This is a genomic window from Pseudalkalibacillus hwajinpoensis (assembly GCF_015234585.1).
Classification (GTDB): Bacteria; Bacillota; Bacilli; order Bacillales; family Guptibacillaceae; genus Guptibacillus; species Guptibacillus hwajinpoensis_B.
In genome coordinates, this window is sequence record NZ_JADFCM010000008.1 from 41,514 (window position 1) to 64,698 (window position 23,185).

Annotated in this window: 27 protein-coding genes and 1 pseudogene; 17 read left to right on the forward strand and 11 right to left on the reverse strand. The window is 39.9% G+C overall.

Translation table 11 applies throughout. From position 1 onward, the window contains the following. The first annotated feature begins 10 nt into the window (after positions 1–10). The gene (locus IQ283_RS11770) at positions 11–748 is read left to right on the forward strand and encodes an MOSC domain-containing protein (protein ID WP_322098327.1); all 738 of its coding nucleotides are present in this window, start codon (positions 11–13) and stop codon (positions 746–748) included. Positions 749–1,011: 263 nt separating this feature from the next. After that, a complete protein-coding gene (locus tag IQ283_RS11775; protein WP_194220350.1) occupies positions 1,012–2,703 on the forward strand; it encodes a M3 family oligoendopeptidase in 1,692 nt (563 codons plus the stop codon). A gap of 69 nt (positions 2,704–2,772) precedes the next feature. Here the strand turns inward: IQ283_RS11775 and IQ283_RS11780 are convergent, their stop codons facing one another. Continuing rightward, positions 2,773–3,054, reverse strand: a complete 282-nt coding sequence (locus IQ283_RS11780; RefSeq protein WP_194220351.1) for a hypothetical protein — start codon at positions 3,052–3,054, stop codon at positions 2,773–2,775. Between the two features lie 171 nt (positions 3,055–3,225). On the opposite strand from IQ283_RS11780, the gene IQ283_RS11785 reads away from it, so the two are divergent. Beyond that, a complete protein-coding gene (locus tag IQ283_RS11785) occupies positions 3,226–3,714 on the forward strand; it encodes an NUDIX domain-containing protein (RefSeq protein WP_242057330.1) in 489 nt (162 codons plus the stop codon). Between the two features lie 11 nt (positions 3,715–3,725). Beyond that, on the forward strand, positions 3,726–4,133 hold the full coding sequence (locus IQ283_RS11790; protein WP_194220352.1) for a GNAT family N-acetyltransferase: 408 nt from the start codon (positions 3,726–3,728) through the stop codon (positions 4,131–4,133). A gap of 108 nt (positions 4,134–4,241) precedes the next feature. Here the strand turns inward: IQ283_RS11790 and IQ283_RS11795 are convergent, their stop codons facing one another. Further along, positions 4,242–4,838, reverse strand: coding sequence for a DedA family protein (locus IQ283_RS11795; protein ID WP_194222202.1), 597 nt, complete (start codon positions 4,836–4,838; stop codon positions 4,242–4,244). Between the two features lie 214 nt (positions 4,839–5,052). On the opposite strand from IQ283_RS11795, the gene IQ283_RS11800 reads away from it, so the two are divergent. The 3 genes from IQ283_RS11800 to IQ283_RS11810 all read left to right on the forward strand — a co-directional run bounded on the left by IQ283_RS11800 (position 5,053) and on the right by IQ283_RS11810 (position 6,638). Further along, positions 5,053–5,832 (forward strand): hypothetical protein, encoded by a 780-nt coding sequence (locus IQ283_RS11800; protein WP_194220353.1) that lies wholly within the window; start codon positions 5,053–5,055, stop codon positions 5,830–5,832. An 86-nt stretch (positions 5,833–5,918) separates the two neighbouring features. After that, positions 5,919–6,416: a GNAT family N-acetyltransferase gene (locus tag IQ283_RS11805; RefSeq protein WP_194220354.1), complete on the forward strand. Its 498-nt coding sequence runs from the start codon at positions 5,919–5,921 to the stop codon at positions 6,414–6,416. A 66-nt stretch (positions 6,417–6,482) separates the two neighbouring features. Next, positions 6,483–6,638, forward strand: coding sequence for a hypothetical protein (locus IQ283_RS11810; RefSeq protein ID WP_194220355.1), 156 nt, complete (start codon positions 6,483–6,485; stop codon positions 6,636–6,638). Between the two features lie 70 nt (positions 6,639–6,708). Here IQ283_RS11810 and IQ283_RS11815 read toward each other — a convergent pair whose 3' ends face one another. Continuing rightward, positions 6,709–7,344 carry an FMN-dependent NADH-azoreductase gene (locus tag IQ283_RS11815; protein ID WP_194220356.1) on the reverse strand — a complete coding sequence of 212 codons (636 nt, stop codon included), beginning with the start codon at positions 7,342–7,344 and terminating at the stop codon, positions 6,709–6,711. A 112-nt stretch (positions 7,345–7,456) separates the two neighbouring features. Between IQ283_RS11815 and IQ283_RS11820 the strand changes: the two genes are divergently transcribed. From IQ283_RS11820 to IQ283_RS11835, 4 genes are all read left to right on the forward strand, one after another. Further along, entirely contained in the window at positions 7,457–8,032 is a 576-nt protein-coding gene (locus tag IQ283_RS11820; RefSeq protein WP_194220357.1) for a DNA-3-methyladenine glycosylase I, read from the forward strand. Then, a complete protein-coding gene (locus tag IQ283_RS11825; RefSeq protein WP_276511834.1) occupies positions 8,032–8,409 on the forward strand; it encodes a DUF4937 domain-containing protein in 378 nt (125 codons plus the stop codon). Before IQ283_RS11820 ends, IQ283_RS11825 begins: the two co-directional genes overlap by 1 nt. Next, positions 8,406–9,008, forward strand: coding sequence for an SGNH/GDSL hydrolase family protein (locus IQ283_RS11830; RefSeq protein WP_194220359.1), 603 nt, complete (start codon positions 8,406–8,408; stop codon positions 9,006–9,008). The genes IQ283_RS11825 and IQ283_RS11830 overlap by 4 nt, the downstream gene beginning before the upstream one ends. Before the next feature lie 65 nt (positions 9,009–9,073). Beyond that, positions 9,074–10,303 (forward strand): MFS transporter, encoded by a 1,230-nt coding sequence (locus tag IQ283_RS11835; RefSeq protein ID WP_194220360.1) that lies wholly within the window; start codon positions 9,074–9,076, stop codon positions 10,301–10,303. Here the strand turns inward: IQ283_RS11835 and IQ283_RS11840 are convergent. From IQ283_RS11840 to IQ283_RS11850, 3 genes are all read right to left on the reverse strand, one after another. Further along, the gene (locus tag IQ283_RS11840; RefSeq protein WP_194220361.1) at positions 10,220–11,044 is read right to left on the reverse strand and encodes an AraC family transcriptional regulator; all 825 of its coding nucleotides are present in this window, start codon (positions 11,042–11,044) and stop codon (positions 10,220–10,222) included. The two genes, IQ283_RS11835 and IQ283_RS11840, sit on opposite strands and share 84 nt — an antisense overlap. Before the next feature lie 21 nt (positions 11,045–11,065). Then, positions 11,066–11,683 carry an NUDIX hydrolase gene (locus IQ283_RS11845; protein WP_194220362.1) on the reverse strand — a complete coding sequence of 206 codons (618 nt, stop codon included), beginning with the start codon at positions 11,681–11,683 and terminating at the stop codon, positions 11,066–11,068. Positions 11,684–11,760: 77 nt separating this feature from the next. Continuing rightward, positions 11,761–12,138 (reverse strand): thiol-disulfide oxidoreductase DCC family protein, encoded by a 378-nt coding sequence (locus IQ283_RS11850; RefSeq protein ID WP_194220363.1) that lies wholly within the window; start codon positions 12,136–12,138, stop codon positions 11,761–11,763. Positions 12,139–12,286: 148 nt separating this feature from the next. Between IQ283_RS11850 and fabG the strand changes: the two genes are divergently transcribed. The 3 genes from fabG (at position 12,287) to IQ283_RS11865 (ending at position 15,338) form a co-directional block, all read left to right on the forward strand. Then, on the forward strand, positions 12,287–13,048 hold the full coding sequence (gene fabG / locus IQ283_RS11855; RefSeq protein ID WP_194220364.1) for a 3-oxoacyl-ACP reductase FabG: 762 nt from the start codon (positions 12,287–12,289) through the stop codon (positions 13,046–13,048). 111 nt (positions 13,049–13,159) lie between these two features. After that, positions 13,160–14,881 (forward strand): pyruvate oxidase, encoded by a 1,722-nt coding sequence (locus IQ283_RS11860; RefSeq protein ID WP_194220365.1) that lies wholly within the window; start codon positions 13,160–13,162, stop codon positions 14,879–14,881. Positions 14,882–14,951: 70 nt separating this feature from the next. Then, positions 14,952–15,338, forward strand: a complete 387-nt coding sequence (locus IQ283_RS11865) for a gamma-glutamylcyclotransferase family protein (protein ID WP_194220366.1) — start codon at positions 14,952–14,954, stop codon at positions 15,336–15,338. A 66-nt stretch (positions 15,339–15,404) separates the two neighbouring features. On the opposite strand, the gene IQ283_RS11870 is transcribed toward IQ283_RS11865, so the two are convergent. After that, on the reverse strand, positions 15,405–15,998 hold the full coding sequence (locus IQ283_RS11870) for a hypothetical protein (protein ID WP_194220367.1): 594 nt from the start codon (positions 15,996–15,998) through the stop codon (positions 15,405–15,407). Between the two features lie 209 nt (positions 15,999–16,207). Between IQ283_RS11870 and IQ283_RS11875 the strand changes: the two are divergent. Continuing rightward, positions 16,208–16,705 (forward strand): annotated as a pseudogene (locus tag IQ283_RS11875) (NUDIX hydrolase). A gap of 71 nt (positions 16,706–16,776) precedes the next feature. Here IQ283_RS11875 and IQ283_RS11880 read toward each other — a convergent pair. Further along, complete coding sequence (locus tag IQ283_RS11880; protein ID WP_194220368.1) at positions 16,777–17,664, reverse strand: DMT family transporter; 888 nt, start codon at positions 17,662–17,664, stop codon at positions 16,777–16,779. Between the two features lie 242 nt (positions 17,665–17,906). On the opposite strand from IQ283_RS11880, the gene IQ283_RS11885 reads away from it, so the two are divergent. Next, positions 17,907–18,731, forward strand: coding sequence for a DUF368 domain-containing protein (locus tag IQ283_RS11885; protein WP_194220369.1), 825 nt, complete (start codon positions 17,907–17,909; stop codon positions 18,729–18,731). A gap of 36 nt (positions 18,732–18,767) precedes the next feature. On the opposite strand, the gene IQ283_RS11890 is transcribed toward IQ283_RS11885, so the two are convergent. From IQ283_RS11890 to IQ283_RS11900, 3 genes are read right to left on the reverse strand one after another with little or no spacing between them, the layout of a single operon-like run. Further along, entirely contained in the window at positions 18,768–19,223 is a 456-nt protein-coding gene (locus IQ283_RS11890) for a GtrA family protein (RefSeq protein ID WP_194220370.1), read from the reverse strand. Between the two features lie 16 nt (positions 19,224–19,239). Further along, positions 19,240–20,382: a glycosyltransferase family 4 protein gene (locus tag IQ283_RS11895; protein WP_194220371.1), complete on the reverse strand. Its 1,143-nt coding sequence runs from the start codon at positions 20,380–20,382 to the stop codon at positions 19,240–19,242. Positions 20,383–20,412: 30 nt separating this feature from the next. After that, positions 20,413–21,561, reverse strand: coding sequence for an NAD-dependent epimerase/dehydratase family protein (locus tag IQ283_RS11900; RefSeq protein WP_194220372.1), 1,149 nt, complete (start codon positions 21,559–21,561; stop codon positions 20,413–20,415). A gap of 434 nt (positions 21,562–21,995) precedes the next feature. Between IQ283_RS11900 and IQ283_RS11905 the strand changes: the two genes are divergently transcribed. Further along, on the forward strand, positions 21,996–23,174 hold the full coding sequence (locus IQ283_RS11905; protein WP_194220373.1) for an MFS transporter: 1,179 nt from the start codon (positions 21,996–21,998) through the stop codon (positions 23,172–23,174). Positions 23,175–23,185 lie beyond the last annotated feature (11 nt).

The window sequence follows — 23,185 nt, forward strand, 5'->3', positions numbered from 1 at the left end:
AAGGGAGCTGATGATCATTCAAATTGGAACAATTAGTGAGATGATGCGTCATCCTGTGAAGTCGATGACAGGAGAACGCGTTACTCAGACAATGGTGATGAACTATGGCCTTTATGGCGATCGAAGTCATGTGATTTTAGATGAGAAAGAATCGTTTTTTACGATTACACAATTTCCACCACTCGTGCGTTATCAAGCATCGTTCAGTGCACCGGAATCACTTGATGCTTATCCTGAACCAGTCATCACGACACCAGGAGGAGAAACGTATAAGTGGTCTGATTCGACCTGGCTACGTGAAATAGAAGAAGAATCTTCAAAGCAGCTAACGAAAAAAGTTTATCATCCGGAAAATGTTCCAATAGGACCGATTGAAGAAGAGCATCTTTTAATTGTGACGGATGCTTCTCTTGATGCGTTATCAGCATCCTGGGGTAAAAAAACAGATGAAAGACGCTTTCGACCAAACCTTAAAATTTCTTTGTTGGAGAAAACGCCATTTGTAGAAGAAACGTGGGAAGGAAAAGTTCTACAAATCGGAAAAGAAGTGATGATTGAAATCGTAAAACCTTGTGAGCGATGTATGATTATCACCATTGATCCTGAGACTGGAGGAAAACATCCGGACCTCTTGAAGAAGGTTGCAAAAGAACATCGGAATTTATTTGGAATGTATGCGAAAGTGATTCAAACGGGAAAAATTAATGCGAATGATGAAGTGTGGATAGTCGATCAGAAAGAAGGATAATATTTCAATCAAAGAATTGGCGTTTTTACGTTATAGATCATAATGATACGGGTACAAGCATGAATGAAGCCCCGTCCTTGGATGGGATGCTTCGTTTTCCACACAGGAGGGGTCCCATCCACGGGGTGGGGTCCCATTTTTGTGTCTTCTGGTTTAAGCCTTTCATAAATGTGGACTCATGAGAAAGGATATGACATATCCTGTCAGAAAATTCTGTGGTAAACTATGAAATGGTACATAAAAGCATCTTAAGGGGGAAGCTGATGAGTACGTTTTATGTTGAAAAGTATGATTTTAAAAATCCTTCTATTCTTGAAGAAGAGTTTAAATCGCTCCTCAATCAGTCGATTCATTCTGCTGATGAATTAGAAAAATGGGTGATGAGCTTATCTTCATTAATGGATGGTGTGGCAGAAGGACTTGCCGGACACTATATTGATTTCCAGTGCCATAGCAGCAGTGAAGAAGCAAAAAAGACAATAGAGCACGATCAAGAATACATAGAACCTATGGTAAAGCGATATGAGGGGCTTTTTGATGAAAAGTTTCAGGAGTCCCCTTACAAATCGCAGCTGAACCAAGAGTATTATAAACAATTTCTTCTTCGGAAAGAAAATGCAATGACGCTTTTTAATGAGGAAAATATTAACTTAGAAGTTGAAGAAGATCGCATCGTTAATCGTTATTTTGAGCATACAGGTAGTCTCTCATTTCATTGGGATGGCGAAGAAAAAACACTTAGTGAAATGTTTTTAATGATGCAGGATGGGGATCGGGAAGTTCGCAAAAGCGCTATGGAAGAAATCTTCACGACGCTCTTAACGAAAAAAGACGACTTACAGGAAATTATGGACGAGCTGATTCAGCTCCGTCAGAAAAAAGCTGAGAATGTGAATCTCGATAATTACAGAGATTATATGTTTAAGAAATACGAGCGGTTCGATTACACACCAGAGGATTGTAAATCTCTAGCTGAGGCAGTTCGAAAGCACGTTGTTCCTCTAAAAGAAAAGCTGCAGAAAAAGCATCAGCAAGAGCTTGGTATTGAAGAGTATAAACCATGGGATACGAGGGCTGTTCCGAAAGATAAGCAGCCGCTTCGTCCATTTAATAAAATCGAAGAGCTAATCAAAGGCACATCTGATATTTTCGATAAGCTTTCTCCGCGCTTCTCTTATCTTTTAAACGAGATGAATGAAAAAGGTGCACTTGATCTCGAAAGTCGGAAAGGAAAGGCGCAGGGAGGTTTTTGTGAGTATCTTCCGGTTTCTGAGCTTTCCTTTATCTTTATGAATAGTACAAAGTCACAGGATGATTTTATTACGCTTCTTCATGAGATGGGTCACTGCATTCATAATGATTTTAAGCGTAATCAAATGCTATCAGCTTATCAAGATACGCCTATGGAGTCAGCTGAGCTAGCAAGCATGTCGATGGAACTCTTAACGATGGACTACTGGAATCTGATGTATCAGGATGAAAAGGAATTGCTAAGAGCTAAGAAAGATCAGCTTGAAGGGTTAATCCTCTTCCTTCCTAGTGGTATCGTGGTGGATCAGTTTCAGCACTGGATGTATGAGAACCCAAATCATACGAGCAAAGAACGTAGCGAGAAATATATGGAGCTATCGCGCACATATGATTCCTCCTATGTAGATTGGACAGGGCAGGAAGAATGGATTCAGAATAACTGGCAGTTGATTCTGCATATTTTTGAAGTGCCGTTCTACTATATTGAATATGTTATTGCCCAACTTGGTGCGATCCAAATGTATCGCCAGTATAGAGAAAATCCAGAACAGGCTCTAGAGAATTACAACCGTGCCTTATCACTCGGAAGCTCTGTGTCGTTATCCGAAGTGTATGAAGCGGCAGGTATCCATTTTGATTTCTCTGAAACGATGATCAAAGGATTGATGGATTTTATTTCAACTGAATTAGATGCACTATCGTAATAAATAAGGAAGCCCTTCTCAAACATAGAGAAGGGCTTTTCGATATCGTCTACATTCATAAACGCTTCTTTACTTGTCATCAATCGTCCATACTTTGCAGCTTGGGCACTGGATGATTTCAAAACGATCTTTTTTCAGTTCATCCATCCACTCTTCCCAGGAGTTATGCTCAGGTGACATTTCCAGCGTTTTAACTGTTTGCAATTCGTCTCCATCGCTATTCGTACAGGTGCATTCCACAATCGCAAGCTGTGACTCTTGATAGTCATCTTCTTTCGTATTTTCAACTGACCAGTTGATTAATCGCTCATTCATTGGATTGCGTTCTTTGTAATGTGTGCGGGTTAACATGGTATCACTCCTTTTCCTAACTTGGGCGGCATGACTTACGCGATCATGTCTTCTATATTGGATGTTACCCTGTTTCTTAAAAATCATTCATCATAGTATAGTAGGTTCCTAACTCAGAATGATATATACTGTCATCATAGACGAAGATAGGATTTGCTGGAGGTGGAATGGATGACAACGATAAAAGCTACTTTACTATCCATGGTTATTTTACATAATAGAGAAAAAGATGAAATTCTCTTACTTAATCGACCTCCTGAAGCAGGGTTTCCTGGCTATATCGGTCCAGGCGGGAAGATTGAACTCTCAGAAAGCTTTGCCGAAGGTGCTGCAAGAGAACTTTATGAAGAAACGGGATTTATTGTTCATCCTTGCGATCTTACATATAAGGGAGTCGATGAATTTATTATTCCAGATGAAGAGTTTCGGTACATCGTGTTTAATTATGTAGCTACTTCCTACTCTGGTAGTAAGCACCCCGATCCACCAGAAGGTGAATTAATGTGGGTGAAGAGAAATTTAGTTCATACGCTTCCTATGCAAGATTGGTTTAAGCAGAGACTGCCAAAGTTCTTTGAGGAGGGAACGTTTGAAGTTTCTGTAGAATACGAGAGAGGAAGCGAGATTCCAGTTAAGGAGACGAGAAGAACGCTCGGATGAGGAGGATTTGAATGATACAAAGAAGAGATGGGTCACGAGGTTTCATTCGAAAGAAAGTTGTTGAATATAACAAACAGAAGCTTTCATCTGCAGTTAAAACCCCGCTTGAAGAAATCGCATTCGTCATAGAAGAAGAGGATGAAGTGGTTGGCGGGATTTCCGCAACATTGTTCTGGCAGCACCTTCATATCGATTTTCTTTGGGTGACAGATGAGAAGAGAGGGAACGGTGTTGGAAGGAAACTTCTCCAACAAGTTGAAAGACTTGCAGAGGAAAAGGAATGTCGACTTATATTGCTTGATACATTCAGTTTTCAAGCACCTGGATTTTATCTAAAGGAAGGGTATGAAATTTGTGGTAAAGTAGAAAATCATCCTCAAGGTCATACCCAATATTTCTTGCAAAAAAAACTTAGCTAGTGCACTAAGTGCCTCATCATTAGTCGTAAGAGAATGGAATTAGGTGAATAGGTAAACTTTGCTTGAACGATTGCTTAGTATACTTATGGTAGGCAATTTTTGTTAGAATTAGCGAATGAGTCGCCTCTTCATAATAAGTAGAAAGATGTAACAGATAAGAAAGAATCCTGCTCCGAGACTAACTGGTAACGTATAAATTCTTGCAGCAGAATGAATCTGGGACCAGTTGTCACCGAGCTGTATTCCAATATATAGGAAGAGAATGGACCACGGAATCATAGCCAGGATCGTATAGAAGGTAAATCGCACGATCGACATTTTAGCAATACCTGCTGGAATAGAGATCGCGTGACGAACGACAGGAATAAAACGAGCTGTAAAGATGACGCTCACGCCATTCCGATCGAACCAGGTTTCAGCAATGGCAAGATGCTTTTGAGAAATAAACAGGAATTTTCCATAGCGTTCTAAGAACGAACGTCCACCAAAACGGCCGAGCCAGTATAAAAAGAGCTGAGCGACTGTGCCACCGATCGTTCCAGCAATAACAGCACCAGTAAAACGAATCGTTCCTTCAGATACCATATATCCTCCATAAGCGAGTACGAGTTCACTCGGAATGATTTCAATCATTAGAGCAAGGGCGATGCCAGGGTAACCGAGCTGTAGCAGCCACTCTAAACATTGATGAATAAGGGTTTCTATAGTTAACAACTCCTTTCATGGACAAACGAATGACTTGTTTTCAAGTGTATTGTCCACATAGGATTGTTAGACCTTCGAAAATAGCTATCCTCGTAAAATAGAAGGTGCTTTCGAACAATTATAGAACCCGAAATGTAAGCAATCCGGGTAATGTTCGTTCTCAGAAGAGGATGGCAATAGAGTAGAGAGGTGAAAAGTCAGGATGTTAACATCCATGAAGAAATTTCTTGCGACACTAGATCAGCCTATGCAAGCGAAAACGGGAAAAGAAAAAGTACTAACGGTTCTTTCCATTATTGGATTCATTTTATTATTATATCTTGTGGCGTTTTCCCCATTTATGTTCAGGTTGTTCTTAACGTGTCTTAGCGTCGGCGTTTCGCTATATGTTATTAAAAAAATTCATGATTTTGATGCAAAGTTAAAGGGTGAGCAGGTAGAGGATACGGCCTCTTCAACTACTACAGCAGATGATCAGCTTTCATTTTCACTTGAAAACACGGCTATCGAGGCAGAATCGATGGAGGAAGCTGAGAAAGAGCGTGAACTTGAGCAGATCAATAGTGATAAAACGATGCTTTTTGAAGAGCTTCTTTCTAAAGCGGATCTTGATGAAATAGAGAAAGAAAGCTATCGTAACAGGATGCAGCATAAGGAATCTGAAAGCAATCGGATCAAGCAAGAAGTGCTTTTATTTAAAGATAAAATTCAAAAAGCAGTCATTGATAAGAAGGGACTTTTCATTAAAGAAACCCCTGATATGAAGCTGGTTGCTGAGTTAATTGGGATTGATTCTGTTGAATCTAGTTCATTTGTTGAGTTAAATGAAGAGCTTCGACTCATTTATAACGACATTCCAGAATCAAAGCGGAACACTTTAATCGAGTATGAGCTAGTGAACGATGAGTTTGAATTAACGAGACTCGGATATAAAGAACTTATGAAAGAAGTAAGAAAGCTAGAGAAGAAAACAAGGCCGGTTGTTGAGCAGTAAAACCAGGGAAAACGCGTATAATCCTTTATACGCGTTTTTCTTATGGTAAGCTGTAAAGACCAGTTATAGGAAATGAGGACAAACAAATGAAAATTAGACAAATTAGCCCAGATGATGCCGAAGCATTTGTGAAGCTAATAAAAGGTGTGGAGAGCGATTCCCCATTTATGCTCTTTGAAGACGGCGAGAGAAAGACGACAATAGCTGAGCAGCGTGAGCGGATTGAAAAAATGGAGAGTGATCGTCATTCTCGTATATTCGTAGCTGAGAATGCTGGTGAATTGATCGGCTATCTAATTGCGGTGGGCGGACAGGCGAAGCGCAATCAACATAGCGCCTATCTAGTGATAGGAATTAAAGAAGAGTATCGAGGACAGGGAGTGGGATCCGAGTTATTTGTTGAATTAGAGAAGTGGGCAATGACTCAAAGCCTACACCGCCTCGAATTAAATGTGGTCACACGAAATGAAGGTGGATTAGCTCTTTACAGGAAAGCAGGTTTTGAAGTGGAGGGCTTGAAACGTCACTCACTGTTAATAGATGATGAATTTGTTGATGAATACTATATGTCGAAGCTGCTATAGAATTGCAACTAGATCTCATAATTAGATCGTTCTTCAACCATACTAGAAATGGAAGGAGACGATGAAATGTTTGATCATACAAAACATATCCCGCTAGAGGGTATACCAGGAGAAATGAACGTGAGTGAAGTCCCCCAACAGAATGAGGAGATCGCTGAAATGAGTTTCCCTTTTGATTACAGTTTAATGATTCCGCTCGACCACTCGTTAAGGGATGAATAAAAAAGCGCAATGTGCGCTTTTTTATTTTGGGGAATTGCTATTTCAGAGGCACGAACGAATACTGTATTTCTTAGAAAGTCTTTGCAGCTTGTTTCGCTTCTTCCATCGCCTTTTTCTTGATTTCTTCAGCTTTCTCAGGCATTTGTGCCATTCCTTCAGCAATGACTGATTCAACAGAAGGGATGCCTAGGAATCCAAGTACGGCATGTAAGTACCGATCTCCGAATTCCATTTCTTTTGCAGGCCCTTCTGAATAGATGCCACCTCTCGCTTGGATGTGAAGGGCTTTCTTATCAGTTAGGAGACCAACTGGACCTTCTTTTGTATATTTAAAAGTCTTGCCAGCAATAGCCACTGTATCAATGTAAGCTTTTAATTTAGGGGGAAAGCTGAAATTCCAGAATGGCGTAACAAAGACATATTTATCTGCTGATATGAATTGATCTGTAAGGTCGTTAATTTTACTGACTTTAAGCTGTTCGTCTCCTGATAAATGATCAAATGCATTTCCCTGCTGCAGCTTTCCCCATCCGTTAAAAACGTCAGTATCAATATAAGGAAGATCAATATTATAAAGATCTAGCTTTACGACGTCATCATTCTGATGTTTTTCCTGGTAGGTTTCAAGGAAAACTTCCCCTATACTTAAACTGAAAGATTCTTTTACCGGTTTTGGATTCACGGTAATATAAAGCAATCTAGCCATCACGATCATCTCCTTTGTTATCGCCACTTAGTATGGCTAGCGTAGGAGAAAGTATTCAACTGGATTAGCGTTAAGAAATTGTAGGCAACTAGCCTTTATTGGAGGTAACATTATGAACCGTTGTGCATGGGTGAATGAAGAAGAAATTTATAAAGAGTATCATGATCATGAGTGGGGAGTTCCTGTTTATGACGATCAAAAACTTTTTGAAATGCTCATTTTAGAAGGAGCGCAGGCGGGGTTAAGTTGGATTACGATTTTGAAAAGAAGAGAGAATTATCGAGCTGCTTTTGATCAATTTATTGTTGAGAAAGTAGCGACTTATGATGAGGACAAAATACAAGAGCTACTCCATAATGAAGGCATTATACGGAATAAATTAAAGGTGCGCGGAACGGTAAAGAATGCGAAAGCATTTATGGAGATTCAAGAAGAGTTCGGAAGCTTTTCATCATACATATGGTGTTTTACGCAAGACACACCGATCATTAACGACTGGAAATCGATAGAGGAAGTACCAGCAGAAACAGAACTTAGCAAGAAGATTAGTAAAGATATGAAAAAGCGTGGTTTTACATTTGTAGGACCTGTTATTATATATAGCTTCTTGCAAGCTGTTGGTTTGGTCAATGATCATACAACTGACTGCTTCAGACATCCTGATCTTAGTGAAAAAGCTCAACAGTGATGCTGATTAAAAAAATAGTTTGCAACGTGCGAGAAGGTCAGGAAGCAACTTTTTCTAGTGGGCAAGAACGCTGGATTGAATTGCGAAATGACGAAGGGTTTATAGCTCAGTACGGTGGCTGGTCAGAAGGAAACGTGGCGATTATTATTGGTTTTTGGAAAAGCACCCAATCCTACAACCATTTCATGAATGATGATCATGATGCCATCTATCTAAAAACAAATCAACAGGGAAGTATTGAATCGATTGATGTTCAACTTGAGGAAACCGATGTGAGGGATATTGAACAATACGCAAAAAGCTGGATGTTAGAGCAGCATAGTAAGGTAAATGAGCGATGGACCATTACGACTGAGAACCTGGAGGAGCTTATATGAAGTGGTTGTTTATCGGGGATAGTATTACGGATTCAGGCAGAAACCAGGACCCTGAAGGACTTGGTTATGGATATGTAAGGATGATTAAGGAAGGGATAATAAAGCAATTCCATGTGGAGATCATCAATAAAGGCGTGAGTGGTAATCGAATCACTGATCTTGAAAGTAGATGGAAACGGGATGTTTTAGCGTTGGAACCTAATCTGATTTCCATTTCCATTGGCATTAACGATGTGTGGAGACAATTGGATCATTCTGAGATGGAGCAGGTGTTGCCAAGTGAGTTTGAGGAGATATATGAACGACTTTTAATGGAAGTAAATGATGGTATCGTGCAAATTGTCTTAATGGAACCAACGATTATTGAAGAGAATATCTCTTCAAAAGGAAATCAGCTGCTTATGCCTTATGTTGAAATCGTTCGCAAGTTGGGAGCTAAGTTTGGCGCAATTGTTGTTCCTACTCATGAAACTTTCCTACAAGCGCTAGGGGAAAAGAAAGATACTCTCACAACGGATGGCGTTCATATGACTTCAGAAGGCAATCGTCTTATGGCTGATACATGGCTGAAATCATGTGAAGACAATTTATTGCGTTAAATTGTAGCAAGATCTTATAAGATAAATCACCTCTTTCTTTTTATGATAGAGGGAGAGGTGATTTTATGTATATCAAATTAATGTTCAATCAAAACATAAGGTACTACTTGCTCGGAGGAGGGATTTCAAAGCTAGGCGATGTCCTTTCAGGTATGGCGTTTCTTTTTCTTGCTTATGAGATAACCGAATCTAAGGTATTGACGACTGGAATGGCGATCGCAGAAACTCTACCTTATTTACTCTTTGGGTTGATAGGAGGGGTGATCTCTGATTGGGTACAGAAGAAGAGAATGCTCATTATTTTAGATTTTGTCAGAATTCCATTAATTGGATCTATTGTTTTGTTCTATTACGCAGATTTGTTAGGATATGCTTATTTACTGTTTGTTAGTTTTCTCATTCAATCGATTGGTTGCTTCTTTAACCCAGCTCATCGTGCTTTGCTGCCTCTTATGACAGAAGAGAAAGAACGAACATCGGTTAATGGATTGAATGATACACTTCAAAGAGGCGTTACGGTCATAAGTCCTTTTCTTTCAATATGGATTCTTACAACGCATGGTGCTGTCCATTTTTTTACTATTGACGCTATAACTTATGGATTGAGTGCATTCTTTCTTATGAAATTACAAGTGAAAGAAACCATTTATAATGGGAAAAAATCCTTGAGCGGAGTCTGGCGCTCAATCGTATCGTTTACTAAATGGGCTGGTGGGAATATCACCCTGAAGCATTTGTTTCTAAGTACTTTTGTAATTGTATTTCTTAATACCTGGGTTTGGGAAGTGGGGCTCCTACTCGCGCTTTCAGATATGACCTCGAGGAGTGAAGAGATTTATAGTTTGATACTAGGTTTGTTTGGTGCAGTTGTGATTGGAACAAATTTAGTCATTCCTTATATTGTAAAGGAAATGGATTTAAAAACATATATGATTGGTGCTTTCATTTGGGGAGCGGGCGTATTTTATTATGGCGTATTATACGAGTTAGAACATTTTTTTGTAGGTGCTATTCTAGTAGGAATAGGGATTCCGATAGCTGGACTTGCAAGAGTTTATCTCCTGCAAACCATCGTACCGAAAGAGCAGCTTGGAAGAGGGTTTAGCACGAACGCTGTGCTACTCTATCTTGCTAATACTCTTTCATTGGCTCTATTTGGTGCATTCGCTGTTCTTCTGCCAATTCAAGTTATAATGGTTGTTAGTGGAATGTTAATGATGCTCATTAGTATCGTCTATCTTATAGGAACTACTACGGATTTGAGAAGGAGATTTTCCATACAACTTTTTAAATAGATGATTGTAAGAAGAAAGATTCTTGAATCCTGATGAAAAAGCAATTGATAGAATTGATTCACTAGAGTGAAGAAGCTTTTCCTGACTTTTCATAATGCGATAAAGTTGCAGGAATGAATAAGGCGAAATACCAAGCGCTTCTTTAAAGGAGTGAGCGAATTGATATTTCGAGAGTCCTGTCAGGTTAGCGAGCTGATCAAGCGACCAGTCTTCTTGAAACCCTTCTTTCATAGCTGTAATAGCAGTAGTTAGCGGAAACTTAGCTGAAGGGATGGGGAGCTCCTGTTGATGCAATCCTGGAGCATGCTTGAGCATGAGGATAACGAGTTGTACCGCACTGTGCTCAAGGAAGTAAGTACTTTCTTCGGCTTGCAAACCATTTCCCATACAATCTCGTACAAAAGAAGCCCACTGCTGAAGCTGTGGATGATAATAAGGAATAGACGCAAATTCAGGAAAGCGTACACTGAGATTGAGATCTTTTGCTACTTCTTGAAAAATAGTTTTATCCAGTTCAATTAGAAATTTTTCATCCGTAACGTTAAGTTGGCGATGGGTATCACCTGGGTTAAGGACATAGAACTGTCCTTTATCAATTGAAATATCACCACGTGGTGTTTCGTAAAGCCCTGACCCCTGGTGAGAGAATATAAACTTATAACAATTATCACTTCTCCAGCTTCGTTCTTGTAATTTGTCTTTCCTCATAAGAAGAAGGCCATTGTTAAATGGTTTAATCATTGTGATAGCTCCTTATTTCACTTAATCAAAAACAGGTGGAAGGGTAACGTTGTTATGGAGATTATAAAGCATCCCAACCTGTGATTCAGTTATTCTGCCAGTCGACAAAGGGGGAAGCTCGTCTTGAGCGAAAAAACCACAGTCACTTGTTTCGATACTTTCGGCCGCATCTCCACCGACTAGCTCACACTCAATCATCACCTTATAAATATGGTAAGGCGATGGTGGGTGAGGGTGTTTTTTGTGATCGAGCACGGCAAGAAGTCGCCGTGCTTCTACAATGTATCCTGATTCTTCCTGAACTTCTTTTACCGCTACTTCTCCTGGCGTAAAACCTACGTCACCCCAGCCGCCGGGAAGGGACCACTTGCCATCCGCTTTTTCTTTAACGAAAAGCAATTTACCTTCACGAAAAACAGCTGCACGAACATCTACTTTAGGCGTTTGATAGCCAGTTTCATTCGTGAAAAGTTCGCTAATTGTTTTCATATCATATTCCGTGTAGGTTTCCATGATTTCAGCACTTAGCTGTCTCAGTTCAATATATCTTTCATAATCATAGTTATCCTGCGTATAAGTTAGCCCTTCTTGAGCAATGGATTGAATTTGTTTTGCCCAGGTAAGCCATTTTTCTTCCATATCAAAGCATCCTTCCAAACTAATTCTCTGACAAATAGTATTCTAGAAAAAAGTATAAACGCCTGCTTTTAAAAAAATTATTCAAAACGGGGCTCTGAATAACGTCCAAACCAATCATAACGGTTTTTTGAAAACCAGATATAGAATGGTGAACCAAGCTTATCAATAAAAGGTAAGTATAGTAGTAAAGAGAGAGGTACCGTTACAGGAAGTGCCATTAACAGTCGTCTTACCGTATAAAAGCCTGCATGAAGGTTCCCAGATGTCGTGAGCATATGAATTTCATCATACATTCGTTTGTGGCGAAACTGCATATAAGGATAGTCTTCCGGGTGCTCCTCAATTTCTTGGACCGGTATCCATTCGATCTTATTAAACCAGTCCAGTTTGCGAAGTGATTTCTTTACATAAAAACAAAAAGGACATTCAGCATCATAGAAAACGAGATGTTTCATCGCGATAGCCTCCAATATAAATAATTCATTCTCCTACTCTTTTCACTTATTATCCCAATTTTAAACTGGATGACAATAGTTGACAGAAAATTGTAATATTATTATAGTTTAATTAGAGTTAAGAAAACGCTTACAGGAGTGAGGTTGAGTGAAACGACTTGAAGGTAGAGTGGCATACATAACTGGTGGGAGCAGAGGGATCGGTGCGAGCATTGCAGAAAAGTTTGCAGATGAAGGGGCTAAGGTATACCTTGCCGATGTGAACGAAGAAGCCCTTTCTATAACAAGAAAGAAATTAGAAGAGAAAGGCTTCTCGGTTATGACAGGAGTTGTGGACGTTACACAGCGAGAGCAGGTAGAGTCAAGTATGAAAGAAGCGGCTGATGCATACGGCTCAATTGATATTCTTGTAAACAACGCTGGAGTTATTCGAGATAATCTATTATTTAAAATGAGCGATGAAGACTGGATGACGGTCATGCAGGTACATCTTACTGGGAGTTTTTATGCTTCAAGAGCGGCACAAAAGTATATGGTTGATCAAGGATATGGTCGCATCATAAGTCTATCCTCTACTTCTGCACTAGGTAATCGTGGACAAACGAACTATGCAGCTGCCAAAGCGGGCATTCAGGGGTTAACCAAAACGCTCTCACTCGAGCTTGGTAAATATGGCATTACGGCCAATGCTATTGCGCCAGGATTTATTGAAAGTGATATGACAAAAGCAACGGCCGAACGACTCGGTGTTGAATTTGACCAGTTTATTGAATACAACAAAAAGCAGATTCCAGTTGCTAGAACAGGGAAACCTGAAGACATTGCGAATGCTGCACTCTTTTTTGCTGATGAAAACTCATCCTTTGTTAGTGGACAAGTTCTTTATGTTGCAGGTGGACCACGAACGTAATATCGATAAAAGCAGTCCAACTGGGCTGCTTTATTCTTTTCTCTGACGTTTCACTGATCCTATAGAGGGGTACTTTCCCATTATGGATAAAGAAACGAAGGAGGAGTCATGATGTTTGATAAAAATGCTGGCGAGATTTTACTAAATACACTCTCTGAATGGGGAGTAGATCATGTGTATGGTTTACCAGGAGATTCGATTAACCACTTTGTGGAAAATTTAAGAAATGCTCAAGACCGTATGAAGTTCATTCAGGTTAGACATGAAGAAGTTGGTGCCCTTGCAGCAGCATCGTACGCGAAAATAACAGGCAAAATAGGTGTCTGCCTTTCTATTGCGGGACCAGGAGCAGTTCATTTGATGAATGGTCTTTATGATGCGAAGGCTGACGGTGCACCAGTTCTCGTTATTGCTGGACAAGTCGCAAGCGACCAACTTGGAACGGATCAATTCCAGGAAATTAACCTTGAACGAATGTTTGATGATGTATCTGTATTTAACCGCAGGGTGGAAACTGCGGCATCGTTACCTGACTTAACTCATCAAGCTATACGAACAGCTGTTGAGAAAAAGGGCGTAGCGATTCTTACAATTCCAGATGACCTTGCAGCTGAGAAGGTAAAACAAAAGGTAGAGAATACGTCCCTCATTCGCTCGAAAGCAGTTGTTCATCCACATGACTCCAATTTAAATGAAGCTGTCGCTATGTTAAATGAAGCGAAGCGACCGGTCATCTTAGCAGGAAAAGGCTCTAAACATGCGAGAGAAGAACTGTTAAGCTTTGCAGAAAAAGCAGGAGCCCCGGTTATTTTAAGTTTACCAGGTAAAGGAGCTATTCCAGACGTTCATCCTTATAACCTTGGTCAACTCGGTCAGATTGGAACGAAGCCTGCTTATGAAGCAATGGAAGAAACTGATTTACTCATCATGGTCGGTACGTCATTCCCGTATCGCGATTATTTACCTGATAAAGCAAAGGCGATCCAGGTTGATATTGACCCAACTCAAATCGGGAAACGTTATCCTGTAACGGTAGGATTAATAGGAGATGCCAAGTGGACGTTATCTTACTTAACCGAGCATACTACCTACCAGGAAGACCGTGAATTTATTGAAAAATGTCAGGACAATATGAAAAACTGGTGGGCTCATCTTGAAAAGATTGAATCGGAACAGTCTACACCAATTAAACCACAGCAAATCATGCCACAACTTCAAAAAGTTTTGGATGATGATGCCGTCTTGTCAATCGATGTAGGGAATGTGACAGTTTGGTCAGCAAGGCATTTACGCATCACGAATCAAAAATTCATCATTTCCTCATGGATGGCGACGATGGGATGCGGTCTTCCAGGAGCGATTGCAGGTAAGATAGCTCATCCAGATCGTCAGGCCGTAGCGATTTGCGGTGACGGTGGTTTTACGATGGTGATGCAAGATTTCTTAACAGCTGTGAAATATAAGCTACCTATGATGGTTGTCGTCTTTAACAACGAACGTCTTGGTATGATTAAATATGAACAGCAGGAAATAGGGAACATAGATTATGAAACGGAATTAAAAGACTTTAACTTTGCCGCATTTGCTGAAACAGCTGGCGGGGAAGGTTACCGCGTCGAAAAGTATGAAGAATTGCTTCCAGCTTTTGAACGAGCTGCGAAATCACCGAAGCCTGTTATTGTCGACATTGTGATTGAAGAGCAGCCGCCTCTTCCAGGTAAAATCACGTATGAACAGGCAGCAAGCTATTCGAAATACATGCTCAAAAAAGCATTTGAAGAACAGGAAATTGATATGCCACCGCTTAAAAAGGCATTGAAGCGAATTTTTTAATTAAGTTACTGGGGAGCCCGCTTATTGGCGGGCTTTTCGCTATAGCTATGGAGATAAAGGAGAGACAACCATGCATCTTGTATTTTGCTATGGAACGCTACGATTAGGAGAAAGCAATCATGGTGTCATAAAAGAAGCTGCTCTAAAAGAAAGCTTCTGTTGGACAAAGGGACAGCTTTATGACACACAGGATGGTTACCCTGCTTTAGTTCAAAGCGAGGAGCATAACGTATATGGAGAAGTCTACGAGGTGGATAATCAGTTACTAGAAAGAATTAATATTCTCGAAGGTTATCAGGAAGGGCGCGATCATAACTTGTATGACCGTGTCATGCAGGAAATCGAAAGTGAGCAAGGAAGTTATGAAGCCATTACTTATATTATGAAAAATCCAGAAAAGCGTTTTATCGAAATACCAGGTGGAGACTGGATAGCGTATCGGAAAGATAAAAGGTAACTAATCGAGACTAGCACAATGAAAGAAAGCACACCTCCCAAAATGGAGCGTGTGCTTTTTGAAAAATTAGTCCGTTAGAATCATATAATCTTCAGGAATGTGAAGGGTTGTTTCATAATAAGCCTCATCTGAGTAGTGATCTGAAATGTTTTTTTCAATCATTCTGTAAGTTAAATAGGGCTGTTGAATTGGTTCTTTTAAAATCGTCGCTTCAACAATTTTTTCTTGTTTTTCACCAGTATCCGTAGTGGTGACTAACTCGATCCAAATTGGAGATATGTCTTCATCTACATAATTTGATTTTATGCCGTTATCAGGGTCTTTCAGTAATTGGGAAAAATCCTCAACTTGTTCGTTGTGCTCATGTAAAGACTGAAGATAAGGGGCGAGTGTATTTTCTTTCCAAGATTTCTCGTTCATTGAAAAATCATAGCTGTTTAACGTGTACGATAAATACCCTATGATGAGTAAGATGATGAACAGGAAGGCTCCTCTAAATAGAAATTTTGATGGGGATAAGATGTTACGGTTACGGATCAGGTGCATAATAAAAATGAGTCCAACGATGATCCATAATACCTCGGATATGATGGTGAGTGGAGCATCTGAGAGCTTTTCCACTTCATTATAGCTTTCAATGACTTGATTGATTGTTGGCATGCTTACTTTCCTCCTGAATGTCAGAGAAACATTAATTGTTCCTTTTATTCAACTCTACTATCGTTTTAAGACGACTTGCTCATTGTAACAGTAATTTAACTGTTTTATCCATATGGAGTGAATGTTTAGTAAAATAGATAGGTGATTGTTTTAGGTTTTTATCAAACTTATATTATTGGATCAAATTATGAGAAACTAGGTGACGGTACATGCTTCAATATACGATTTGTTTTATCAAAAGAAATCAAGATCTTCTCCTATTAAATCGACGCAAAGCCCCAACAATGGGTCTCTGGAACGGCGTTGGTGGGAAGCTAGAACAGAATGAAACGCCGTTTGAGTGTATAATAAGAGAAACCTTTGAAGAGACAGGGATTGAATTAGAGAGCGTTACCTATGCAGGGAATGCTCTTTTTTATAGTGAGCAGGGCAACTCAGGTATGTACATTTTTATCGCGGATTTACCAGAAGGAATGGTTCTTACTACACCTATAAATACGGCAGAAGGAATACTAGACTGAAAACGAATTGATTGGATTCTAGATGAAGATAACCAGGGTGTAGTAAGCAATCTGCAGAAGTTTTTGCCCGAAGTACTTGGAGGAAACTATTTACAGGAGCACAGATTTATCTATCACGATCATCAAATGCAATCTTATTCGGTCTCTCCACTCGTAGAGAATGAAGTCAAAACAGTTCACAAATGAATCGGTCATAGGAAAACAAAAAAAGAGAGGCAAACTTAAATAGAAGTTTGCCTCTCTTTTTATTATGTGAATCAATGCGAAGTTTGTGGTTGTCTCTTCTCAACCTTTTTCGCTTCACGGTTGTTACGTATAAACATATAGAACGAAGCCGAGAAAATGATAATATACCCAATAATACTCCAGGCATCAGGTATTTGACCGAATAGCACAATGCTGATTAAAGCAGAGTAAACGACGGTCGAGTAGAAGAAAATTGAGATTTCTCGAGCGGGTGCAAATTTATAGGCTACGGTGAGCCCAAATTGTCCAAGCGTTGCGAATACGCCCGCTAATAATAGATAGATCAGCTGTTTTGTTTCCATTGGTTCATAGAAGATAATCACGAATGGCAATAATACTACGGTTGAGAAGAATGAGAAATAGAAAACAACCGTATAGAACTTTTCACGCTGTCCAAGAACCCTGAGTACTGTATAGGCACCTGCAGCAAAAATAGCAGAAAGCAGTCCGGAAATATACGGAACTGTCTCGACTGAGAACTGTGGCTTTATAATTAATAGCGTTCCGATGAAAGCGATGATGATCGCAATGATCTGGAACCGTTTCGCTTTTTCTTTTAAGAAAAGAGCGGAAAAAATAATTAATAAGAAAGGACTAAGCTTATTGAGCATGTCGGCATCAGAGAGGACAAGGTTGTCAATCGCGTAGAAATAGAAAATGATTCCTAGTGTTCCAAGCGCTGATCGCAGGAGCAAGAATTTCTGGTTCTCCTTTTTACCGAATAGTCTTTCTTTGTAGTACATCACAAAGCCAAATGAAATGATGGCAGAGACGGCATTTCGAAACATCGTTTTTTGAATCGTTGGCACGTCACCTGATAGCTTTACAAAAGCAGCCATCATCGCAAATCCAAATGATGATATTAGCAATAGGATAATTCCTTTATTTCGGTCACTCATCAAATTCCTCCAGTTTGTCAATCACTTCTATCACTTTACTGCAAAGGAATCCTCTTTTTCAACTACAGAGCTTAAAGTAAGAAATGTCACAAAATTGATTCATTCTTTCTAGAAGGGATTGTGGCATAGTAGAAGGGTGATTGAACCTTTTCGAAATCGCGTTGATAAAAATGTTCGGTTAATGAGAGGGTATATATGGGTAATGTAGGTACTAGACATAAAGCAAAAGGAGAAACGTGATCATGTTTGTGTGGCGCAATATTTATCGAGGATTATTAATGGGCGTAAGTGATTTAATCCCTGGCGTAAGCGGTGGTACGATTGCCATGGTGCTTGGCATTTATAGAAGACTGATTAGCGGTATTAATGGATTGATGAGTAAGAATTGGAAAAAAGAACTTGGGTTTTTTATTCCCCTTTTAATAGGCGTAGGACTTGCTTTACTGCTCGTTAGTCAGCTTATGGAGAAACTGCTCGAGCATTATCCACAGCCTACGTTCTTTTTCTTTATTGGCTTAATTATTGGGGTTGTTCCTTTTCTATTAAGAAAAGTAGACTATAAGAAAACGTTCGAGCCTTTCCATTATGGATTGTTAATTGTAGCGGCGATTTTAATTGCTTCCACTTTGTTTCTAAAAGGGGATGGATCAGGAGAGGTGATGAAATCGTTAAGTATGGTTGATTACATCATTCTGTTTTTCTCTGGCTGGTTAGCTAGTACAGCGATGATTCTTCCTGGAGTAAGTGGCTCTTTTGTCTTATTACTGCTTGGGTCATATCAGACTGTTATCCACGGTCTTTCATCGTTTCAAATTCCCCTCTTACTAACGGTAGGAGCAGGCATTATTATTGGATTAAGCTTAACAGGTAAGGTCATTGCTCACTTACTTTCAAAATATACGGTTTCGACTTATGCCGTTATGATTGGTTTAGTGATCGGCTCAGTCGTTGTGTTGTATCCAGGATTTCAGTCAGATGTTGGACTTGCGGTAGTTAGCCTCTTAACATTATTGTGTGGACTTGGCGCAGCTATGGTACTTGGGAAAATTGAACATAAGGAAGAATAACAAAAACCGCAGGAAAGCCTGCGGTTTTTGTGTGTTTTATTGCTCTTCTTGCTTTGGTTTTGTATGAGGAAATACAAGATGTTTCATCATAAAGAAGCTTGAAGCAGAAGAGAGGAACATGGCTAGTCCTTTTGAAATATTACGTTCAATGTAGCGTGGCAGCGTGATCCATTCGAATATCAAGAGAGCGCCATAAAAGACAAGGTTGCTAATACCAAGTGCGATGATGGCCTGAACTAGAAATAACAGCACCTGTTTTTTGTCATGGATCGCTTTTGAAGGGAACGTAAGCTTGGCATTCCAGAAATAGCTGTTAATGATCGCCAGAACGTATGAAATTGTGTTGTACATAATAAGCTGGATTCGATCATCTGTTGGAAATAACAGCATGAGCAGGTTTAAAGCACCGATATCAACTAGTGCATTCATCACACCAATTACACTGAAACTCATCACCTGTTTAGAACCCTTGCCAATTCTCTGCTGCTTCATATACTCATCCTTCTATCTATTGAATCGCCTGCTGCTGTTCTTCTTGCTTTTGCTCAATGGCGGACTCATAGAAATCAAGTAGCTGTTGAGCTGGACCTCGCCAACCGTAATCTCTAGAATGCTCGTAAGCTTCTTTTGACATTTTTTCTAATAGCCCTTTTTCCTGAAGGCGATTAATGACTTCAGTGAGGTTACCGTTCGTTCCTGAACGATAGAGTAGACCTGTTGAACCATCCTCAACCTGTTCGTTCGTTGGACCAGATTCTGCGGCAATAACAGGAAGGCCACTTGCCATCGCTTCAAGTATGACAAGCCCGAGCGTTTCAGTCGTTGATGGAAACATAAACGCATCTGCAGAAGCATAAGCTCTTGCTAGTTCTTCGCCGTGTAGAAAACCAGTAAAAGATACGTTGTCAAGATGACCGAAGTTCTTTTCGAGTTCACCTCGATAAGGGCCATCCCCAACAATCGCCAGGTGAGCATCTGGCTTTCCTTCAAGCATCGGAACGAGCGAATCGATTTCTTTCTCGAATGCAAGTCTTCCGACAAAGAGGAGAAGGGTTTTATCTGGATTGTCGTTTGATAACCGTCGTCTCATGTCGCTGTCACGAAGTTCAGGATTAAACCGTTCAGTATCAACACCGCGTTTCCACAAATGCATGTTATAGAAGTTTTGTTCATTTAATTCTTCTAATATGGCTTGTGATGTACAGAGGTTAATATCCGCTTTGTTGTGCATTCTTCTAAAGTGCCACCAGAGAAGAGGTTCCGACCATGACATATTGTAGTGATCAGCGTATTTAGGAACGTGAGTATGATAAGAAGCAATAAGCGGAACCCCTAGTTTCTTACCATACTTGATACCAGAATAGCCCATAAAAGCCGGGTTAACGACATGTACAAGATCAGGATCAAACTCCTCTAAATAGGTTTTAATCACACGAGTTGGCATGCCGAATTTCCGATGTTTATATAGAAAGAATGTACGAGGCTGAACTCCATCAAAACGAATATTCCGATAGCTGCGCACTCCTAAATCTGGAGCAATGACCTGAATATCATGCCCTTGATCAATTAAATAATCGATCGATGCACGAAGTCTTGTCACCACGCCATCTGTTGAAGGAAGGAATGTCTCTGTTACGATGGATATTTTCATAAGAACACCTCAGTTAGTATTGTGCATCTTTTACTTCCAGGTCACGTTAGGAAGAACGTTTTCTTTCAGTACGCGGTCTTTGTATTTGAGAGCTGTATCAAGCGTTCTCGAAATGTGTTCATCTGTTAAAAGAGAAGGCTCAAGACCAAGATCAATTAAGCTTGTGTTTACAGCGTGATAGTAGTGCTCTTCTTTCTCAACACGAGGGTTCTCAAGGTGATCGATGTTCACATTGAGTCCTTTAGCTTCAGCTACACGCTGAACTTTCTCAGCCAGTTCAAGTACAGAAAACTCTTCAGTAAACTGATTGAACACGCGGAATTCGCCTTTGTCGGCCGGGTTTTCTGCTGCAATTTCTACACAGCGAATCGTGTCCTTAATGTTTAAGAAAGCGCGCGTTTGTTTACCAGATCCGTACACTGTTAAGTTATGGCCAATTGCTGCTTGAATGATGAAACGGTTAAGGGCTGTACCAAATACACCATCGTAATCTAGGCGATTGATTAAACCTTCATCGAGTTCATCTTCATCTGTATGAAGTCCATAAACAATTCCTTGATTTAAGTCTGTTGCACGAATGCCCCATATTTTGCAGGCAAACTGAATATTATGGCTATCATGTACTTTTGATAAATGATAGAACGATCCCGGCTGTTTCGGGAATGGAAGAACGTCTTCACGTCCTTTATGTTCTATTTTTATGTATCCTTCTTCGATATCTATGTTAGGCTGTCCATACTCACCCATTGTGCCCAATTTAATTAAGTGACAATCAGGTGTAACTTCTTTAATCGCATAGAGCACGTTCAAGTTACCAACAACGTTATTCGTTTGTGTAAATACCGCATGCTCACGATCGATCATAGAATATGGTGCTGAGCGCTGTTCAGCAAAGTGAACAAATGCTTCAGGCTGTACTTGCTTGAAGATTTCTTTTAAGAAGTCATAGTGCATCAAATCACAATCATACGTTGCAATATGCTTACCTGATTTTTCTTCCCATAATTTCACGCGTTCTTCAAGGGGTAAGATGGGGGTGAGTGAGTTCGATCGAAGCTCATCATCCCATTTACGGCGTACCATGTTATCAATGATCGTAACCTCATGGCCCTGTTTTGATAAGTAAAGTGCGGTTGGCCACCCACAGAAACCATCTCCGCCTGCTACAATAATTCTCATAGATTTTACCTCCATCACAATGGTCGATTTAGTTGTAGATATCCTTGCTTTATCAAATATTTACGATAGCATTCCTCAAGATGGCATTCAACTCGCAACAATCAATTTACGAAATCTTTAAACCAATCCGAAAATGTATCATTATTTCTTTCCCTAAAAAGAGTATCACTACACCTTTTAGTTTGCATGAAACACTTCATAAAAACAATTAATTAATTTAGAAAATTCAAAACGATCGTTTTAGGTATATGTTAAAATGGAAAAAAACGCTATTAAACGAATTATCTCATCATAACGCCTACTATTTTTTTCATTCGTACTAGCAACTGTTATCTGGACATTAAAAGACATTGAAGAATAGGAGTGATTTTCCCTATGTAAACTGACTACCCTTTAGTTCATTTGTAAGACCAAAATAAAAAGGGGTAGTTATGATGAGACTACGTTCATTTCGTTTCTTGTGGATTGGCCAGGGGTTTGCCAACACGGGAGATGTTCTATATATTGTGGCGCTAATAGCTGTTCTTTATCAATCAACAGGTTCAGCACTTTATCTTTCCCTGCTACCATTTACTATTACGATCGCTCGATTTGTAAGTGGAATGTGTGCACCGCTAGTCTTGAACCGCTTTTCGTTAAAAGGATTACTAGTCGGATCACAAAGTATAAAGACAGTGTTGTTGGGGATGCTTGGCTTGTCTTTATGGCTTTTTGATCCTTCAATACTGATTATTTTAGTTCTTGTTTTTATCATCGCGTTTCTTGATGGGTGGGCCGCACCTGCTCGAAATGCCATGCTCCCTCAACTCGTTACGGAGGATGAGCTTGCGAAAGCGAATAGTTTTGTAGCGGTTGTTGATCAGTCCATTCAATTTGGCGGTTGGGCACTCGGTGGTATTCTTGTAGCAGCAACGTCAGGCTCCTTCGTTATATGGGTTACCTTTGTGATGTACGTGATTTCCACACTGATGATGGGGTTAATTGTTGTGAAGGATTACAGAGAAAGGAAGACGAAAATTCATATGATGAGCGGATGGAGGTTGATTTGGAAGCATCCTGTTCTGCGTATATTTCACATTATGATTTTTATTGAAGCGATAGCAAATGTCGTTTGGATTGCTGCTATCCTTTATATTTTTGTCGAAGAAGTTCTTATGAAATCAGAAGCGTGGTGGGGATATCTTAATGCGTGCTTTTTCATCGGCTTGATAGCAGGTGGAATGGCCGTATCCAAATACACTAATTGGATTGAACGTTATATGAAAGAAACGCTTCTCGCCACGTGCTTCGCGATTAGTGTTTTAACGTTTGTTTTTGGTTTAATAAGTGTTCCTGTGATTGCACTTCTGTTAACTGTGCTCTCAGGAATGGTGGAACAAATAAAATCAATTGCGATGGTGACATTCATCCAAAAGAAATGCCCGAAAGATTCACTTCCTGAAGTTTTTAGCGCTCAAAGCGCTCTGATATCCATTACGTTCGGTCTTGGCTCTTTGCTATACGGTTTTCTTGCTGAGACGATTAGTGTTCCATTTGTTTTTGCTTTATCAGGAGTTTTACTATTAGCATCGGCTTTTTACTTATTGAAGAGCATGCACTACTTAACAGAATAATAAAGTAGAGA

Excerpts from the sequence above, each read along its gene's own strand:
- IQ283_RS11850 (WP_194220363.1), bottom strand. The coding sequence starts at position 12,138 with ATGAAACATCTCGTTTTCTATGATGCTGAATGTCCTTTTTGTTTTTAT.
- IQ283_RS11775 (WP_194220350.1), top strand. The coding sequence starts at position 1,012 with ATGAGTACGTTTTATGTTGAAAAGTATGATTTTAAAAATCCTTCTATT.
- IQ283_RS11890 (WP_194220370.1), bottom strand. The coding sequence starts at position 19,223 with ATGAAGCAGCAGAGAATTGGCAAGGGTTCTAAACAGGTGATGAGTTTC.
- IQ283_RS11785 (WP_242057330.1), top strand. The coding sequence starts at position 3,226 with ATGACAACGATAAAAGCTACTTTACTATCCATGGTTATTTTACATAAT.
- IQ283_RS11820 (WP_194220357.1), top strand. The coding sequence starts at position 7,457 with ATGAACCGTTGTGCATGGGTGAATGAAGAAGAAATTTATAAAGAGTAT.
- IQ283_RS11845 (WP_194220362.1), bottom strand. The coding sequence starts at position 11,683 with ATGGAAGAAAAATGGCTTACCTGGGCAAAACAAATTCAATCCATTGCT.
- IQ283_RS11815 (WP_194220356.1), bottom strand. The coding sequence starts at position 7,344 with ATGGCTAGATTGCTTTATATTACCGTGAATCCAAAACCGGTAAAAGAA.
- IQ283_RS11830 (WP_194220359.1), top strand. The coding sequence starts at position 8,406 with ATGAAGTGGTTGTTTATCGGGGATAGTATTACGGATTCAGGCAGAAAC.
- IQ283_RS11825 (WP_276511834.1), top strand. The coding sequence starts at position 8,032 with ATGCTGATTAAAAAAATAGTTTGCAACGTGCGAGAAGGTCAGGAAGCA.
- IQ283_RS11770 (WP_322098327.1), top strand. The coding sequence starts at position 11 with ATGATCATTCAAATTGGAACAATTAGTGAGATGATGCGTCATCCTGTG.
- IQ283_RS11880 (WP_194220368.1), bottom strand. The coding sequence starts at position 17,664 with ATGAGTGACCGAAATAAAGGAATTATCCTATTGCTAATATCATCATTT.
- IQ283_RS11895 (WP_194220371.1), bottom strand. The coding sequence starts at position 20,382 with ATGAAAATATCCATCGTAACAGAGACATTCCTTCCTTCAACAGATGGC.
- IQ283_RS11810 (WP_194220355.1), top strand. The coding sequence starts at position 6,483 with ATGTTTGATCATACAAAACATATCCCGCTAGAGGGTATACCAGGAGAA.
- IQ283_RS11870 (WP_194220367.1), bottom strand. The coding sequence starts at position 15,998 with ATGCCAACAATCAATCAAGTCATTGAAAGCTATAATGAAGTGGAAAAG.
- IQ283_RS11790 (WP_194220352.1), top strand. The coding sequence starts at position 3,726 with ATGATACAAAGAAGAGATGGGTCACGAGGTTTCATTCGAAAGAAAGTT.
- IQ283_RS11885 (WP_194220369.1), top strand. The coding sequence starts at position 17,907 with ATGTTTGTGTGGCGCAATATTTATCGAGGATTATTAATGGGCGTAAGT.
- IQ283_RS11905 (WP_194220373.1), top strand. The coding sequence starts at position 21,996 with ATGAGACTACGTTCATTTCGTTTCTTGTGGATTGGCCAGGGGTTTGCC.
- IQ283_RS11835 (WP_194220360.1), top strand. The coding sequence starts at position 9,074 with ATGTATATCAAATTAATGTTCAATCAAAACATAAGGTACTACTTGCTC.
- IQ283_RS11900 (WP_194220372.1), bottom strand. The coding sequence starts at position 21,561 with ATGAGAATTATTGTAGCAGGCGGAGATGGTTTCTGTGGGTGGCCAACC.
- IQ283_RS11805 (WP_194220354.1), top strand. The coding sequence starts at position 5,919 with ATGAAAATTAGACAAATTAGCCCAGATGATGCCGAAGCATTTGTGAAG.
- IQ283_RS11860 (WP_194220365.1), top strand. The coding sequence starts at position 13,160 with ATGTTTGATAAAAATGCTGGCGAGATTTTACTAAATACACTCTCTGAA.
- IQ283_RS11865 (WP_194220366.1), top strand. The coding sequence starts at position 14,952 with ATGCATCTTGTATTTTGCTATGGAACGCTACGATTAGGAGAAAGCAAT.
- IQ283_RS11840 (WP_194220361.1), bottom strand. The coding sequence starts at position 11,044 with ATGATTAAACCATTTAACAATGGCCTTCTTCTTATGAGGAAAGACAAA.
- IQ283_RS11800 (WP_194220353.1), top strand. The coding sequence starts at position 5,053 with ATGAAGAAATTTCTTGCGACACTAGATCAGCCTATGCAAGCGAAAACG.
- IQ283_RS11780 (WP_194220351.1), bottom strand. The coding sequence starts at position 3,054 with ATGTTAACCCGCACACATTACAAAGAACGCAATCCAATGAATGAGCGA.